Origin of the sequence: Rhodococcus sp. CX (genome assembly GCF_015865005.1) — a bacterium.
In the GTDB taxonomy this organism is placed as follows: Bacteria; Actinomycetota; Actinomycetes; order Mycobacteriales; family Mycobacteriaceae; genus Rhodococcus.
The window spans coordinates 25,554-40,686 of record NZ_JADZGH010000182.1 but is presented as its reverse complement, the minus strand read 5'-3'; the positions used below and the strand labels follow the sequence as shown (position 1 = coordinate 40,686).

Genomic DNA, 15,133 nt, shown 5'->3' with positions numbered 1-15,133 from the left:
CCACCCAGGTTGCTGCTCACGCAGCAGATTCCGGTGGGCGTAGCCCTTGACCACCTTGATCGAGTCGCCCCATTGGAAATCGACCTTGGGCGCCTGCACCGCCAGCGGCGCGAGTGTGTTCGGCCAGCACTGCCAGTGCTTCGCCTCGTCGAGGATGTGCCGGGCCAGCGGCCGCACGATCGAGTTGCCGTGCTCGTCCTCGTCGTACTCGATGTCGTAGACCTTGAAGCACGCCTTCTTCCATGGCGACCGGAACACCAGGAACATGTCCTGGTTGACCCTGCTCCCATCGATCAGCCACTGCGCCAGATCATCCCGCCCGTCGAGCCCGACCGACGCCTCACCGACCTCATTGCAGATCGTCTCCCAGTCTGCGTCGTACTCGCCCTCGACCTCACCGACGAGCTCGAGGTCCCGGTCGTGGATTGTGATCCGGGTGCGTAGCAGCGCGAACGCTTCCTCCTCATGCTCCTGAGCGTCGATCGCCGCAAGATCGGCATCGAGGTCGTAACTCACAAGCGATCACCCCCAAGGCATCTCGTGGTAGCGAGGCATGTGGACACGCAACTCGGCGGGCACCGCCGAGCCCTGCACCTCGACAGGAATTTCCGTCCTCGGTGTGCGGGGCGGGATCTCGTGCAGGAAGCTCACGCCGCGCATCGCCTTCCACACCTCGAACCCGGCGCCAGCGGCGCGGATGGTCTGGAAGTCCTGGCGGGTCTGCACCCGCCAGCCGGTGGTCTGCGGCCGCAACGGCACCATCCGACCCGACAACCCATCCGGGAGGATCCACTTCGTGGCCGGGGTGCCCTCGAACTTCAGCCACAACGGCACATCGGTCGGATTCGAGATCGGCACCGTACCCGTGTGCGACCCGACACCGGGTTCCCACTTGACGACCTTCGTGCCCGAGGTCGGGTACGGCCAGCACGCGACCACGACCATCTCGAGGTCGATGCGGGTGGTTTGCATCGACATTCGGCCGGCGATCTTCGGTGTCCGATCGAGCCGAAGCCTGATCGTGCGTCGCCCGTCGCAGGTCCGCGTCGTGACCTCGTTGTCCTGGTCGAACGACCACACGGCCATCCATTCGGAGAACGCGCGCTCGAAGTCGCGGCGGGTGCGGCCTTCGATCCGCACCGCAAAGTCGAGCAGCCGTTCCTCGATCTTCGTCACCTTCGGTGTCGAACCGTGCTGATATGCACGGGAAGTGCGGGTCGGGGTCCGGGGCGCGGGAACCCAGAGGCCATCGAGGCCGCCCTGGATCCACACGTCCCGGACCCCACCGCTCGGCCCACCCAGCCGGTAACGAGCGCCGTTCCACCCGACCATGCTGATCGAGTCGATCACCACCGCCTCCTGGACTCGGATCCTCGACCATGGCCGCGCTCACGCTGGTTCCACATGATCTCGATCTCCCTCCTCATCGCTGGCGAGAGCTCACCGTTGAAGTTCCAACTGTCGCCACCACCGACCGGCGCCAACTCCAGCGCCGACCGATCAGCCGCTGACATCACCTCACCCGGCGCGGACGCAGCCGACTGGACCCGGTCGAGCATCGGAACCAACGCCTCGAACGCCTCGGTCTGCCGCGGCGACAGGACACGCTCCGGGCGGATGACGTCCTTGAGCATGAAGCCGCGACCGGACGCGATACCGCCCTGGTCGTAGAAGCCGTTCTTCTCCCAGAACGACTTCGCGCGGATCGGATCGCCGTACCGGTCGCGGATATACTTCGCGCCGGCCTGCCCCTGGATGTACGGGTCAGGATTCTCGTCCGGAAGGTAGGCGTCCTTCGTCGACCCGAGGAACTGGAACAGCCCGAACGCACCCGAGGACGGGTTACGCGCCAGCGGATTCCAGCCCGATTCCTTCTGCACGATCCAGTCGGTTGCGGCCCATTGCTCACCCTCGCTCCAGCTGGACGGGGCGAAGGCCCGCTTGACCGCGTCGACAACTGACTCCGGTTCGGCGGCCGTGGCCGTCGAACCGGACGACTCCGCCGGCGTCTCGGTGGTCGCCGGAGCCGGGGTGTCGGTCTTGTAGTCGTCGTACGTGGCCTCGCTGCGTACCTGGGCCTCGTCCGAGCGGCGACCGGTGTCGTCGACGAGCTGCAGGCCCTTGAACTGGTTCGAGAACCCGGCCATGCCGAGCAGGTCGTTGCCCCACTCCGCGAGCAGTGAGGTTCCGATCTGCGCACCGATACCGAGCCAGTCGATCTCCGAGGCGTACTTCGCCGCGGCCGCCGGACCGACCTCGACCTTGTCCTGCTCGTAGCCGTACTGGCTGTAGTCCGCGGCCAGGGTGGCCTCGGCGGTGGCGGGGGCGTTGTTCAGCAGCGTCGCGGCGCGCAGTGCGCCCGCGACGTCGCCGCCCACGAGCAGGTCCTTGATCAGCTCGAGCTGATCCCAGTTCAGGACCGCCTCAGGCCTGCCGGTTTCGTTGCGGACGATCGAGAGCCCGTTCGGGATCCAGCCGCCCTTGTCGCGGAACAAGCCACCGATGTTCTTGGCCTTGTCCCAGACCGACCCGAGAAGGTCACCGAGGCCGGTGACCTTGTCCGCCAGGAATGACGACGTCATGTCCCGGCCCTTGTCGAGGAATCCTGGTGGGATCCCCTTCCATTCGGGCGGAGGCGTCCCGATCGCCGCGGCGATGCCGGACTTGATCGGGTTCAGGAAGAAGTCGAAGATGTCCGCGATCTTCTTCTGCACGAACGACTGCTTGCCCTCCGGGGACAGTCCGCCGCCGCCTCCGACGCCGCCGGATTCGAACGCACCGTCCGCGCCGATCGCCAGGTGGAATAGACCCGGGTGCTTGCCGGCGAAGTACGGCGAGTCCGCGCCGATCGCGCCTCCGCCGTACATGACACCACCGGATCCGCTGGACTCGACGTTGACCGTCGAGTACGGCCCGACAGCGGTGAGGGTGCCCGCGGTGTGGCCGCCGCCCGGTCCGCCCGGGTCGTCCCACACGCCGACCGAGAAGCCCTGACCGAGGCCCGGCTTCCACGGCTGAGTCCCAGGGAACGATCCGGTGAACCAGTTCCGGGAACCGTTGCCGCCATTGATGATGGCGTCGGCGATCATCGACATGAAGCCCGAGCAGTCTTCGAAGCCCCAGGTGTACGGGTTGCCGTTGCGCATCTTCGCCGCACGGTGACCGTTCTCGAGCTGCGTCTGCCACATCGGGCGGATCTCGCCGCCGTCCTTGAAGCCGGGAAGCAGCCCGTCGAACATGCCCTGCGGGTTGACGTTGCCCAGCCCCTTCGCCGCCACCTGGGCGCCGTAGCGGCTGAGGTTGTCGCGGCCCACCTCGGACACGATCCGGCCGTTGTCCCACGAGAACGGGATACCGCGGGCGATCATGTCGCGGATCGCATAGAGCACGTTGTGGCCGCCGGCGGCGATGACCTCGGCCGCGGTGACCATGTGCTCACCGTTCGAGCCCCACATCAGCACGTCGTCCGACGTGCCGGTTCCGGGGCCGAAGATCGGACCACCGGTGGCGCGCTCCGGAATCCCCGCCAGCGGCTGTGCTTCATCTAGACCAAGGAGCCCCGCGGCCTTGTTCCACGCCTTGCGGATGCCTTCGTTCCAGACCGTGTTGATCATGAAGTTGATCGGCTTGGCCAGGATGCCCCGCAACCCGTCCCAGACAGTGCTGATGCCCCGAACGATCGTGTCGAAGAAGTCCCCGACCTTCTGCAGGGCGTTCTTCATGGCATCCCACGCCGGGCTGATCACCGTCTCCCACACGGTCCGGATGAGGCTGCCGATCCCCTCCCACGCGGGCTTGATCACCGAATTCCAGACGGTGGAGAACAGATCACCGACGAGATTCAGGCCCGCCTTGAGCAGGTCCCACACGGGACTGATCACGTGCTCCCACACGGCCTTGATACCGTCGCCGAGCGCGTTCCAGGCAGGCTTGATCAGAGAGTTCCACACCCAGGCGAAGAAGTCACCCATGGCCCGCAGGCCCGCCTTCATCAGTTCCCAGACAGGCCGGGCGATCGTGTTCCACAGCCAGGAGATGAGGTTGCCGACCAGCTCGAGGTAGAGCTTGACGCCCTCCCACCACATCAGGAACGCGGTGACGACGACCGCGAGCGCTACCTTCAGTGCGGTGAAGATCGGCTGGACGATGTTCTCGTACAGCCAGGTGAAGACCTCACCGAGCTTGTCGAACACCGACTTGATGAACTCCCATGCTGTGGACAGCGCCGCCTTGATGCCGTTCCACACCGTCTCCCAGATCCGCTTCCCGGTCTCGGTTTGGGTGAAGAACCACACTAGCGCCCCGACAAGGGCGGCGATCGCGATCACGATGAGCGCGATGGGGTTTGCGCTCATCGCCGCATTGAGTGCCCATTGCGCGATGGCCCCCGCAACCAGCGCGGCACGATGCGCGGCCAACGCGACCGTGTTGCGGCGCAGCGACATCGCGGAACGACCGGTCGCGGCCGCGAACACACCCTGCGCCACCGAGGCACCGAACATGATGGCGTTCCAGGCGGTGACCGCCACACCGAAGACCTTCACGGCCATGACGACACCCAGGAGCACCGGCGCGAACGGAACCAGCTTCTCGACGATCGTCGCCAGGTGCGGAGCGACCGCCGCGATCACCTCCGACCACGGGCGGAAAGCCTCCACCAGGCCGGGAAGCACCGGAGCGAGGTTGGCCAGCGCCTCCCCCAGTGCCGGCATCAGCTCCCGAGCCATGTCCATGAGTCCGGGAATCGAGTCCCGGATCGCCTGGCCCAGCGCCGCGAACCCGGGCGCGAGTCCGGACGCAGCCTCTGCCCCGAACCCGCGGAAAAGGTCGAACACGGGACCGACAACTGCCCGGATGTTCTCGAACGTCTGCCGTACGGACTCGAGCGAGGACCGGAGATCGTCTGCGCTGATGTTCCGCAGCTTCTCACCGATACCCAGCAGCCATTCGTTGAGCGAGGCACCGGTGTTCGCGAACGTCTCCGCTGCCGTTCCGAGAACGCTGATCAGGCCGGAGAACACCGAACCCACACCGCTTTCGCCCTGGGCGAGACTGCTGAAGAAGGTGTTCGACCCTGCGATCATCCGATCCCAGCCGGCCACTGCGGCGGGGCTCGAGATCGACGTGGCGATCTGAGACCCGATGGCGCCCAGCGTGGTGGCCAGGATGCCGAGGTTCGGGCTGAGCCGGTCAAGTAGTCCACCGAGCGTGGTGAACGACCCGATCATCGCGGCACTGAAGCGATCGGGCGCGAGCCGCTCACCGATCATCGCCGCGAACGGATCGTCTCCAGCAGCCGACTGCTGCGCCTCAGCCAGACTTTCGTAGGCGTCCGCCACAGCCTCGGCAGCATCGATGTTGGCCTGAGCCACATCCTTCTGAGTCTGCGCCAGATCGGCCTGAGCGTCCTTCAGCTGCTCCTGTGCGTCGGCCTCACGCCGCTTGGCTTCGACGACCCGATCGGATCCTTCGATGCCCTTGGCCTGCGCGTCGGCGATCTCGGCGCGTTCCTGCTTGGCCGTGGCCTTGATTTCCTCGTAGGCCTGCTTCGCCTCGCGGACACCGAGTTCCGCCCGCCAGCGGTCGAGACCGTCCGCATCGGGATTGGCCCTCGTCTCGCGCAGGTTCTTCTCGGCCTCTGCCAACGCCAGCGCGGCGCCTTCCTCGTCGAGAGCCAACCCGGCGAGAGTCCGCGCATACCCTTCGGCGTCCCGCTTGGCCTGCTGCCGCGCCTTGTTGACGTCGTTCTGCGCTTCCTTGACCGCTTCCTGCGCCTTGACGACCTGCTTCTCGGCGTTGACGATCTGTCGGTTGCCCTGTTCGGCGGTGCGTGCCTGTGCCTTCTTGGCGTTGTCGACAGCCTTGAGCGCCGACGCGCTCTTCGATGCGGTGGCGCCCACGTTCTTCTGCGAGTCGGTCCACGCCTTCGCACCGTCGGACAGACCGGCGAACGCCAGCTTCGCCACCCCGATGGCGGGGCCGAGGATGCCGGCCGCGGCAGACCCGACGGTGATCACTCCGAGCGCGCGACCGATCCGCGTCAGGATCCCGACCAGTTTGGCCACACCGGCCATCACCAGCAGAGCTGCCGTGACCCGGCCGATGTCCCGGGCGAGGATGCCGGCCGCTGCGGCCGCCAGACGGAGCGCGCCCGCGAGCTTGGCGACGCCCACACCGGTCATCATCTTCAGCAGCGTGGTGCTGGCCAGCAACCCCACGCTGAAGTGGCGGACGGCTCGTGCAGCAAGCCCGAGAACTGTGGCTGCCGTTCCAACGTTCTTGATGACCGAATTCGCCGCTGTGCTCAGGAGCGTGAAACCGGTGACGGCGCCGCGCATTCCGGTGCCGATGGCGGAGACGAATCCCGCCGCGAAACTGCGCCCCTCGTCGCTGCCTCGGCCACGCGAGTTCATCGCGGCGCTCACGCCGCTGACGAACTGCGCACCGGCCGCCTGGCCGCCACTGCGGAATCTCCCGGCGATCCGCTGCAGGAACGATTGGCTGTCAGATTCCGCGCGTCGAGTCTCGATCCGCGTCTCGATGCGGACGACGCGGTCCGCGGCCCGCGAACGCTTCGACTCGGCCGCGTTGAGCGCGTCGGCCGCGGCACGACTGTCCCGCTTGGCCTTGACCACCCGGGCTTCGGCATCGGCGAGCCGTTTCGCGTCGTTGACACCCTTGCCGCGAAGGGTCTGCAGCTGCCGTTCGGCGTCGCCGGCCTCCTTGGTCGCGGCAACCTCCCGTCGGCGTGCGTCGGCCGCTGCCTTGGTGGCACTGTCGAGATCGGCCTTCGCCTTGGCGAGCTTGCGCTGATCGACCTCGACGCCGATCGTGTGATCGACAGGGTGCCTTTTGATCTCAGCGCGAACCCGCTTGAAATAGCCGCCCATCGACGGCAGGACATTGATGAAGGTCTGCCCACCCTGCAGGTCACTCATCGGTCAGCTACCTCCTGACGGTGTGAGGCGCCGCGTGTAGCGGCTACCGAGCACCTGCGAAGCGATGTCGTCGTGCTCGACGAGCGCCTGGTACTCCTCGGCGCGTTCACGCGCGGTCTGCGGGCGCGGCGATGCCTTCGGCGGCTTTCCGCCCTTGCCCTTGAACTTCGGGGACGCACCCCAGGTGGCGTGCTCGATACGGCGCAGCGAGTCGACCATGTTGGTCAGCTGCGCCCGCTCGTACGTCCAGCCGACCAGCGACGGGCGCTTCGACGGAGGCGGCAACTCGCCGCGCTGCTCCATCTCGAGGATCTTCTGGGCACGCTCGTCGTCGTTGCCCAGCGCGGCGAAGTACCAGCCGCCCTCGGGAAACGCGGGCAACAGCCGCAGCAGCCGGTTCCACGGATTGTTCAGATGGTCGCGGACCCAGTCGTACAGCCGCTCGTCACCGGGCATGGCGAACAGGTCCTTCTCGATCGCTGCCCCGTAGCGGTCGATCTCGTCGACCAGGTACGCCCATCCGGCGTCCGGCGGGACGAGGATCCCGAAGTGCTCGCGGATGTCGTCGACGAGATCGGCGAGTTCCGAGAACGGTCGGTGCGCGTAGTGGTCGGCGATGATGTCGGCCAGCTGCTCGCCGACGAGCAGGTCGAGTTGGTCGTGGACGGAAACGGTGGTGTCGAGGACGGCGACGTCGCCCGCTTCGGGTGCCTCGATGACCAGCTCGGGCCCGTCGTCGCCGAGATTCACGACAAACGGTCCGGCGGCCTCCTCGAGGAGGGTCCTGAAGAAGGAGGCCGCCGACCCGTTGTCGTCGCTCATCGATCAGCGGCGACGACCACCGAGGCGCCGCTGCCGGCTACGTCGATCGGCGCGGTTGACTGCCTGCTCGGCGTCGAACAGCCCGAAGTGTCGGGACAGGTCACGTGCGAGGTCGATCAGCGTGTCCGGGTGTTCCGGCCCGAGGAAGTCGGCGACATCGTCGAACTGGTCCCCGAGGAACAGCTTGAGCACGCGCCTCGATGTCTGGGCTTCCTCGATGTCCATGACGGTGTCGGCGTCCGGTTCCTGGACGTAGAAGACGGGCGATTCGCCGATCTGGAACCGGAACGGTGCCTTGCGCTCTCGCTGTTCGCCGCCGTACCGGCGGACGTTCTGGTCGTCGAGCTGGGCGAGGTTGTCGAGGTTGTCCGTGCTCACTTCGTGCCTCCGTTGCTGCGTGCAGTGGTCTTGGGCTTCTGCGCGGCGACTGTGTCGCCGGCGGGTGCCTCGGGTTCGGGCTTCGTCGCGGTCGTTGCCGGAGCGGTCGTTGCCGGCGCGGTCGTTGCCGGCGCGGCCGGTTCGGTGGCCGCTGGGGGCTCGGGGGGCGCAAGCGTGTAGCCGGATGCGAGCAGTTCACGTTCCTCGCGGAACGAGCTCGGGGTGTACCGGCGGCCGTCCGCCGCGACAAGTTCTCGCGGCGTCCATCCCGCCTTGCTGATGGTGCGCATCTGTCCCATGACGGGACCTCCTTCGGTGACGGTCGGTGTGGCGGTCTGGATGCACTGGGCGGGCGGTCGACCGCCGATCCCCGCCCAGCCCAGTGCGTTCTCGAGCCCGGCGAGAATGCCGGGCGCCGGTCAGGCAGCGACGACGATCGACAGCGGCTTCTGCACGCTGCCCGCGGTCGCACTGTCGACGACCTGGACAGTGAAGTTCGACGTCCCGGCCGCGGTCGGGGTACCGGAGATGACACCGGCAGTGGACAGGCTCAGGCCCGCCGGCAGGTCGCCGGAGGCGACGGTCCACGTCTTGGTGCCGGTACCGCCGGCAACTGTGAGGGTCTGCGAGTAGGCCACGCCGACTGTGCCGCCGGGAAGCGACGCGGTGGTGATCGACAGCCCGCCGCGCTTGAATCCCGCGTCCTCGAGGACACGGTTCCAGCCCTCGCCGCCGAAGTAGTGACGCACCGAGACGCCGTACTCGGTGTCGACCATCGCGTTCACCGTCGTCGGCCAGGTCAGCGAACCCTCGCCGTCGGAGAGGGTCTGCTCCCCCATCTCGGCGACCTCACCGGCGTAGAACAGGCGACCGAGGTAGATCCGGTCGACACCGGTATTGAACTGGGCCAGAGCGAGATAACGCTGCTGCCGGATCGCCGCGATCGCCGGCTGATCGAACGCAATCTCACCGGTCTCCGCGTTGGCGACCATCTGCGACAGGTCCACACCGAGGTTGTTCTCGATGTTGTACCGGTTCGCCTCCAGGCCGGTGAACTGCAGGCCCGCGATGTCGGAGGTGAAGTCCGATCGGATCGGGTTGGAGTAGCCGACCGCCATGATGTCGGACTTCTCCATCTCGCGGGTCAGGGTGATCGCGTCGTCCTTGAGGAGCAGACCGAAGTCCCATGCTCCGTCCGGGAGTTCGGCGAGCTGGGAGTTCGACCCTTCGGTGATGTACTCGATGGGGTCGACGTCCATGCCCATCCCGAAGATGTGCATGCGGTTCGGCTTGAGGATGAGTTCACGCTGGTGTCGCGCGACCTCGAGTTCGCCAACAGATGTGGCCATGATGCCTCCTGGGCATGAGAAAGGCCCACGACGGTGATGTCGTGGGCCTGGGCGAGTTTGGGTGGAGTGGTCAGCGCCGCCAGGGCTTCTGCAGGCTGAGCGCGTAGTACGCGACCTCGCGGCGGGCGTCCGGGTTCTCGTACGGTTCGGCTTCCGGCGGGGTGTCGACGCGGCAGGAGTCGATGCAGATCGGCTTCGGTTCGTCCTCGACGACGATGGCCTCCCCGGCGATGCGATCCATCAGGTTCCGCACCTGCCGGGCAAGCTTCGAGGCGCCCCGCGGATCCGGGTGATGGCACGTGATCTGCACCCGCGGGTAGTCACTGATCCCGTCGTCGTGGCCGCCGACCCGGTTGATCTGGATGCCGATACCGTCGTCGGTGGGCGGCGGTTCGGTGTCCGTCTCCCCGAGTGGAGCGAGGTACACCATCAGCACCTCTTGGATGTCCGGGAACAGTGTCTCGTCGATCTCGACGACCATCAGTACCTCCGTCGCTGGTTCATGGCACGCATCGCGGCTTCGGTCGCGCGCACCGGTTTCGAACGCCTGGTGCCGAACAGCGCCGGCTGATTCCCGGACCGGGAGGAGACGATCCGGTGACTGGGCCGCCCATCCCAACCTCGCGCCCGCTCGATGCGCACCCGAGCGGCGAGCTGACCGGTCTTCGCGTGCCGTCCAGCCTCGCGGCGGAACGCATCGACACCGACCTGCGCCATGCGGCGGCCGGCCGCCTGCACGCTCCGCGACGCCATGATCGCCTTCGCATCCTTCGACGAGAAGCGGAACGTACCGGGTTTCGGATCAGCCATTGCTCTCCCACCTTTCGAGGTAGCCCCACACGTGGTCGGCGACACCGTCGTCGTCGAACCACGTCTGCAGATCACCGTCGATGTGGAGCCGCGGTCCGATGCCGTCGACGTCGAGAATGTTCTCGGTGGACTCCGGGAATCCGGGTGGCGCGTACAGCACCCACCGGGTGTGTCGCTCAATCGGAACACCCTCAACGGAATCGACGGGTTGCACCGAGCAGCCCGGGAATTCGCCGCCGGGCTGCTCGGTCATCACGCCACGTTTGCCGCGGACACGCTCGATCACACGAACGGTTTGGCTGCCGAGCTCATCCACAGCGGCCTCCGAAGTAGTACGAAGGGCCACCGGTCCGCGAGAGCCCGAGAAGCTGGTAGTGCGAATCCTCGAAGACGAGCAGCGCACCTGGATTCGCGAGCGTCCCGGACCGGGTCACGCCTCCCACGGTTTTCGAGTAGGAGACATGCCCGGCGTACTTGTCGGTCGCCATCGCGCTGCGAACGACCTGCATGACGACAACATGCGCTGCCGGATCGTCATCGGCGATGCCCGGCTTGTGTTGACGGATCCAGTTGGACGCCGCAGCGATCAGTGCCTCCGCATCCGCCTCGGCGGCCTGGGTGCGAACGCGTCCACGGAAAATGTCGTCGAGGCTGGCGAAATCCGCCATGACAGACCCCCTCAGTTCAGGGCCGCGATGAGCTCGCGCTTGTCGAGTGCCTCCGCCTCGTCGCGGTCCATGCCGCGGGACACGGCGTACTCGACCCAGACGGACTTGGCTGCGGCCTGCTTCGGCCGCTCCCCCACTGCTGGGGCGGCCGCGGGCTCCTGCGGCGCAATGGAACTGCCTGCCGGCGTGGCCGTGCCATCCGCTGTCACAGGGGCGGCAACTGCGCTGTCGTCAGACAACGAGGCGTCTCCGGTGGTCTGATCGTCGACCGAATCCGCTTCGACTGGAACGATTGCGCCGACCCGCAGGAGCCGCTCCGCGTGCTCGTCCGGCACGTCGATCACCGCTCCGCGACGGTGACGGACGTACCCGACCGGCGGACCGACCGGCTCGTCCCAGAAGCTCGCGACGATCTCGTGCCGGGCCATCAGGACGAGATTCCCGTGATCGTGAACACGGCACCGGGGTTGTCGACTGCGAGGATGCGCTTACGGAATGCGTCCGAACGCCACGACATCGTCGGGCCGCCGGCACCGGACTCGCCACCCTCCTGGTAGAAGGGGGTCATCTGCAGCGGGTAGGTGTCGCTGTAGAAGCCCGCGACGCCGGTCTCGAGGATGATCACCTTCGTCGGGTCCATCCACCGAGACCGGAACACCTGCAGACCACAGATGGTCTGAGGCAGCACACCCTTGTACAGCGGATTCTCGGATGCGAGATCCCCGATGTACTTGGACTGGATCTTGTCGTTGCGCAGGAGTGTGGTGATCGCCCGCGGGTGCGCCAGGATGGCGTTCGGCGAGTAGCCGAAGTTCTTCAGTTCGTCGCCACCGAATCCGGCGGACTCGATCTCCTCGATCGCGTCGAAGATGTCCTTCACCGGGTCACCGCTCGAACCGGTCCACGCTGCCGCGGCGGGGGCGGACGGGGTGTTCGCAGCAGTGAACGCGGCGAGCGCGGCATTGACGCCGGAACGGATCATCGTGCGCTGCAGCGCCTCGACCTGCTGGTTGACCCGGTCGACCTTGTTCTCGTGACGCATCTCGTACGAGACGCGGATCGACTTCGCGGTCTTCTGTCCGATGACGCTGCGGATCTTGCCGTCCCCAACCGTGGAGACAGGGATCTCGGCGAACTCGGCAACCTCTTCGGCGTCCTCGTCGAGGAAGGGGTCCGCGGCTTCGCGGAAGGCGACGACGCCCGATTCGTTCGTCCCGCCGTTGCGGAACAGTGCAGCCTCGACGAACGCGCCATCGAGGTTGTTGATGACTCGCTGCGGGATCCACGTCGGGTCCTTGAGCATCGAGTCGACGGTGAGCGTGGCGCCGTCGTAGGCGGAGGTGATGTTTGCCATGGTTGTCAGCTCTCTTCGGTCACGGGTGCCGGCAAGAACGGACCGGCAAGCTGAGTACGAACAGTGGTGTCGGTGGCGGTGGACGCCTTGACAGCGATGCCGATCGCGGTGTCACCGGTCTTGGCGACCTTCCCATCGGCTGCCACGTACACGACGTCGCCGGTGGCGAACGCGGCGCTGGTGGTCGCCTTGGTCAGCGGCAGTACACCGACGGTGTGCACGGCCAGGACGCTGGGCAGGCCGTGGGCCAGGTCGTTGTCGGAGCGGGTCGCCGCGGGCTTGCCGGACTGTGCGACAGCACCGTACGGAAGGTCTGCCGCACCGCAGGGCGCGATGCCCGTGGAACCGAGCTTCACGACGTGGAACTTGTTGACAGCGGTCGCGACCTTGTGCGTGACCGGGCCGATTCCGAAAGTCGGATTAGGCATGTCGATTCTCTCCTCAGAGTCGATCCAGGCCGGCGAATCCGACCTTGTCGGCGGCTGCGGTCAGCTTCGCGGTGAATTCGTCGACGTGGACGCCGTCACCGTCGTGTCCGATCTCCTCGACCGGGATCACGTTCTTCGGCATCCCGTCGATCAGCGCACGCGCCTGTTCAGGAGCGGCCTTGAGAAGGTCTCGGTAGTGAGACAGCCGCGCAGGGGGGAACTTTCCGTCCGCCATCGCCTGGGTCAGATACGCCTCCTCCGCCGCAGCCTCCTGCTGCGCCCGGTATGCGGCGAACTCGGCCAGCTGCGACTGCATCTCGGCGAACCGAGACCGGTCGACCGCGACAACATCGGCGTGCGCTTCGATCGACTGCCCCTCGGCACGACCGGCCAGTGCTGCGTCGAGCGCAGCCAGAACAGTGGCCTCGTCTGCATCCTCGGCAATGCCGAGGCGCTCACGAAGGCCCTCAATAAGGGTGCTCATCGCACTCTCCTTCCTAGTTGGCGCCTCGGCCACCTTGGCCACAGGCATCCGCGGTTCGGGCGCATTCTCACGTCCCGAGTAGCGGAAGTTCTTTATCGATGCGGTGACCGCTCCGAGGTCTGATGCCGACACACTGCGGTCGACGCGATCGGCAAGGCCTGCCTCGACCGCCTCGTCGGCGGTGTACCAGGTCTCTGCCTCTACTGCTTCACGGAAGTAGTCACGCGATGACTGGCTGCGCGTCGCGTACACATCGATGAGCGACTCCGTCATCTTGTCGAGCCGATCGGCGTCAGCACGAAGATCAGCAGCCTGCCCAGCGGTGTACATGAACGGCTGATGAATCATGACCTGAGATCCAGTTCCCATCACGATTTCGTCACCTGCCATGGCGATTACCGACGCCGCCGAGGCTGCAAGGCCATCGACGACGACAATGACCTTCGCGGTATGGGCCCGGAGCGCGTTGTAGATTGCGATCCCCGCGAATGCGTCGCCGCCAGGGCTATTGATACGAACGTTGATCTCTTTCGCGTCGATAGCGGAAATCTGTTTAGCGACGGACGCCGCATCCAGACCGTCGTACCAGTCGCCTACCGCGCCGTAGATACGAACAGTTGCCGTCGAATCTCCTGCTGAATTCTCGATCGATACCCAGGGATTCTTGTGTTCGATCGCTGTCCCCGGACGACTCATGTGGCTTCCTTCTTTCGATTCACGTACCGGCCACGAGAGCGTTGGCGTTCACACTCTCGGCAATGCCGCTTCCCGCGATACCACCGAGTGTTGGCTTCGCTGTACTCATGCTCGCGAGGACAGTGAGACTTGTTTGCGTGGTAGCTATGTCCGTTCTCGGACATGTCGTTCATGTTGTCGACCTGCGACCCCCACCGAAGGTTGCTCAGGCGGTTGTTCGATGGGTCATCGTCTGCGTGAAGCGCGTACTCCGAGCCAGCTGGAGGCGGCCCTACGAAGGCGAGCAAGACGAGTCGGTGAACTTTGAATGTGCGTCTTTCCCCAGGGCGGTGCAGATTCACGTACAGGTGTCCGGTCTGCTTCCTCTTCCCCGGTGAAAGAATCTTCCCCTTCAGCCGAATCTGTTTCTCGCCTCGGTAGGTGATCCGATCGAGAGACCGCACCCGACCCTGGTCGCTGACCTCGTACCCGCCTTCGTATCCCGGGATTGGCCGCCACTGCTCCATCAGTTTCTGCCTTCGGTTCGTATGGGTCCTTCGTCGGCAGGTCCAGCCAGCGCCGCACCTGCTCCTCGAGCGACCGGTCAGGGATGATCACGCCTGCGTCGACGAGGGTGCGTAGCGCGTTCGCGATCGACAGCGACGATTCGCCGATCTCGTCGAACACGATCTTCGGTGCCGGTACCTGCTCGCCGAAGTTCCAATCGACCAGGTCCTCGACGATGTACAGGTTCGCCGCGTCGCGGATCATCTCGGCGACCGACTTCACCGCAGTGGAGAACAAGTCGGCCTGTGTCGACGCCAGCGCGTAGCTGCCGCCCTGGCCATCGAGGTTCAGGAAGTGCGCCAGTGCCACCCGGCCGATCTGCGCATCGTGATAGTCGATCGCCGGCCGCGGATCCGGAAGCTGCCCGGTCACACCCATGAGATTGAATTTCGACTCATGAGGGATCGACGCCCCGGCTGCGTCACCAGCCCGGTACGCGTTCGCCATCCGCCGGCCTTTTTCGATCTCGTCGGGCGTCGCCTCGGGCGGGTTCGTGTAGACCGGTACACCCATGCCGTTGCGCTCGATCGTCAATGCTTCGAGCTTGAGCAGGCGATCTTTGAGCGTCCAATTCTTGTACGCGGCACGGAGTATCGACTCACCGCCCCAGTTGCTGCCCTCACGTTCGTGCACGTATGCGACCAGGCGGTCGACACCGAT

15 protein-coding genes and 2 pseudogenes are annotated in these 15,133 nt (G+C 66.0%); all 17 read right to left on the bottom strand.

Annotated elements, in window-relative coordinates; all coding sequences use genetic code 11:
• Nucleotides 1-516: pseudogene (locus I0Q12_RS19445) on the bottom strand (hypothetical protein); the annotation flags it as partial.
• A 6-nt stretch (nucleotides 517-522) separates the two neighbouring features.
• Nucleotides 523-1,350, bottom strand: coding sequence for a hypothetical protein (locus tag I0Q12_RS19440; protein ID WP_307846355.1), 828 nt, complete (start codon nucleotides 1,348-1,350; stop codon nucleotides 523-525).
• Nucleotides 1,347-6,938, bottom strand: coding sequence for a transglycosylase SLT domain-containing protein (locus I0Q12_RS19435; RefSeq protein ID WP_197253681.1), 5,592 nt, complete (start codon nucleotides 6,936-6,938; stop codon nucleotides 1,347-1,349). Before I0Q12_RS19435 ends, I0Q12_RS19440 begins: the two co-directional genes overlap by 4 nt.
• A 3-nt stretch (nucleotides 6,939-6,941) precedes the next feature.
• Nucleotides 6,942-7,760 carry a hypothetical protein gene (locus I0Q12_RS19430; RefSeq protein ID WP_197253677.1) on the bottom strand — a complete coding sequence of 273 codons (819 nt, stop codon included), beginning with the start codon at nucleotides 7,758-7,760 and terminating at the stop codon, nucleotides 6,942-6,944.
• A 3-nt stretch (nucleotides 7,761-7,763) separates the two neighbouring features.
• A complete protein-coding gene (locus I0Q12_RS19425; RefSeq protein WP_197253676.1) occupies nucleotides 7,764-8,138 on the bottom strand; it encodes a hypothetical protein in 375 nt (124 codons plus the stop codon).
• On the bottom strand, nucleotides 8,135-8,437 hold the full coding sequence (locus I0Q12_RS19420) for a hypothetical protein (RefSeq protein ID WP_197253675.1): 303 nt from the start codon (nucleotides 8,435-8,437) through the stop codon (nucleotides 8,135-8,137). The genes I0Q12_RS19425 and I0Q12_RS19420 overlap by 4 nt, the downstream gene beginning before the upstream one ends.
• A gap of 120 nt (nucleotides 8,438-8,557) precedes the next feature.
• Nucleotides 8,558-9,487, bottom strand: coding sequence for an Ig domain-containing protein (locus I0Q12_RS19415; protein WP_197253674.1), 930 nt, complete (start codon nucleotides 9,485-9,487; stop codon nucleotides 8,558-8,560).
• A 70-nt stretch (nucleotides 9,488-9,557) separates the two neighbouring features.
• Nucleotides 9,558-9,968 (bottom strand): hypothetical protein, encoded by a 411-nt coding sequence (locus I0Q12_RS19410; protein WP_197253672.1) that lies wholly within the window; start codon nucleotides 9,966-9,968, stop codon nucleotides 9,558-9,560.
• Nucleotides 9,968-10,297, bottom strand: a complete 330-nt coding sequence (locus tag I0Q12_RS19405) for a hypothetical protein (RefSeq protein ID WP_197253670.1) — start codon at nucleotides 10,295-10,297, stop codon at nucleotides 9,968-9,970. The genes I0Q12_RS19410 and I0Q12_RS19405 overlap by 1 nt, the downstream gene beginning before the upstream one ends.
• The gene (locus I0Q12_RS19400) at nucleotides 10,290-10,550 is read right to left on the bottom strand and encodes a hypothetical protein (RefSeq protein WP_231611030.1); all 261 of its coding nucleotides are present in this window, start codon (nucleotides 10,548-10,550) and stop codon (nucleotides 10,290-10,292) included. Before I0Q12_RS19400 ends, I0Q12_RS19405 begins: the two co-directional genes overlap by 8 nt.
• A 55-nt stretch (nucleotides 10,551-10,605) precedes the next feature.
• On the bottom strand, nucleotides 10,606-10,965 hold the full coding sequence (locus tag I0Q12_RS19395) for a hypothetical protein (RefSeq protein ID WP_197253666.1): 360 nt from the start codon (nucleotides 10,963-10,965) through the stop codon (nucleotides 10,606-10,608).
• 11 nt (nucleotides 10,966-10,976) lie between these two features.
• A complete protein-coding gene (locus tag I0Q12_RS19390; protein ID WP_197253664.1) occupies nucleotides 10,977-11,393 on the bottom strand; it encodes a hypothetical protein in 417 nt (138 codons plus the stop codon).
• Complete coding sequence (locus tag I0Q12_RS19385) at nucleotides 11,393-12,319, bottom strand: hypothetical protein (protein WP_197253663.1); 927 nt, start codon at nucleotides 12,317-12,319, stop codon at nucleotides 11,393-11,395. Before I0Q12_RS19385 ends, I0Q12_RS19390 begins: the two co-directional genes overlap by 1 nt.
• A 5-nt stretch (nucleotides 12,320-12,324) precedes the next feature.
• Nucleotides 12,325-12,747 carry a DUF2190 family protein gene (locus tag I0Q12_RS19380; protein ID WP_197253661.1) on the bottom strand — a complete coding sequence of 141 codons (423 nt, stop codon included), beginning with the start codon at nucleotides 12,745-12,747 and terminating at the stop codon, nucleotides 12,325-12,327.
• 13 nt (nucleotides 12,748-12,760) lie between these two features.
• Nucleotides 12,761-13,927 (bottom strand): head maturation protease, ClpP-related, encoded by a 1,167-nt coding sequence (locus I0Q12_RS19375; protein ID WP_197253659.1) that lies wholly within the window; start codon nucleotides 13,925-13,927, stop codon nucleotides 12,761-12,763.
• A complete protein-coding gene (locus tag I0Q12_RS35140; protein WP_197253657.1) occupies nucleotides 13,924-14,433 on the bottom strand; it encodes an NUMOD4 domain-containing protein in 510 nt (169 codons plus the stop codon). Before I0Q12_RS35140 ends, I0Q12_RS19375 begins: the two co-directional genes overlap by 4 nt.
• 64 nt (nucleotides 14,434-14,497) lie before the next feature.
• Nucleotides 14,498-14,986 (bottom strand): annotated as a pseudogene (locus I0Q12_RS35135) (DUF935 family protein); the annotation flags it as partial.
• Nucleotides 14,987-15,133 lie beyond the last annotated feature (147 nt).

Bases quoted from the DNA above. Each gene is read 5' to 3' on its own strand.
- I0Q12_RS19380 (WP_197253661.1), bottom strand. From the start codon at position 12,747: ATGCCTAATCCGACTTTCGGAATCGGCCCGGTCACGCACAAGGTCGCG.
- I0Q12_RS19400 (WP_231611030.1), bottom strand. From the start codon at position 10,550: ATGACCGAGCAGCCCGGCGGCGAATTCCCGGGCTGCTCGGTGCAACCC.
- I0Q12_RS19390 (WP_197253664.1), bottom strand. From the start codon at position 11,393: ATGGCCCGGCACGAGATCGTCGCGAGCTTCTGGGACGAGCCGGTCGGT.
- I0Q12_RS35140 (WP_197253657.1), bottom strand. From the start codon at position 14,433: ATGGAGCAGTGGCGGCCAATCCCGGGATACGAAGGCGGGTACGAGGTC.
- I0Q12_RS19395 (WP_197253666.1), bottom strand. From the start codon at position 10,965: ATGGCGGATTTCGCCAGCCTCGACGACATTTTCCGTGGACGCGTTCGC.
- I0Q12_RS19375 (WP_197253659.1), bottom strand. From the start codon at position 13,927: ATGAGTCGTCCGGGGACAGCGATCGAACACAAGAATCCCTGGGTATCG.
- I0Q12_RS19430 (WP_197253677.1), bottom strand. From the start codon at position 7,760: ATGAGCGACGACAACGGGTCGGCGGCCTCCTTCTTCAGGACCCTCCTC.
- I0Q12_RS19435 (WP_197253681.1), bottom strand. From the start codon at position 6,938: ATGAGTGACCTGCAGGGTGGGCAGACCTTCATCAATGTCCTGCCGTCG.
- I0Q12_RS19415 (WP_197253674.1), bottom strand. From the start codon at position 9,487: ATGGCCACATCTGTTGGCGAACTCGAGGTCGCGCGACACCAGCGTGAA.
- I0Q12_RS19420 (WP_197253675.1), bottom strand. From the start codon at position 8,437: ATGGGACAGATGCGCACCATCAGCAAGGCGGGATGGACGCCGCGAGAA.
- I0Q12_RS19410 (WP_197253672.1), bottom strand. From the start codon at position 9,968: ATGGTCGTCGAGATCGACGAGACACTGTTCCCGGACATCCAAGAGGTG.
- I0Q12_RS19385 (WP_197253663.1), bottom strand. From the start codon at position 12,319: ATGGCAAACATCACCTCCGCCTACGACGGCGCCACGCTCACCGTCGAC.
- I0Q12_RS19405 (WP_197253670.1), bottom strand. From the start codon at position 10,297: ATGGCTGATCCGAAACCCGGTACGTTCCGCTTCTCGTCGAAGGATGCG.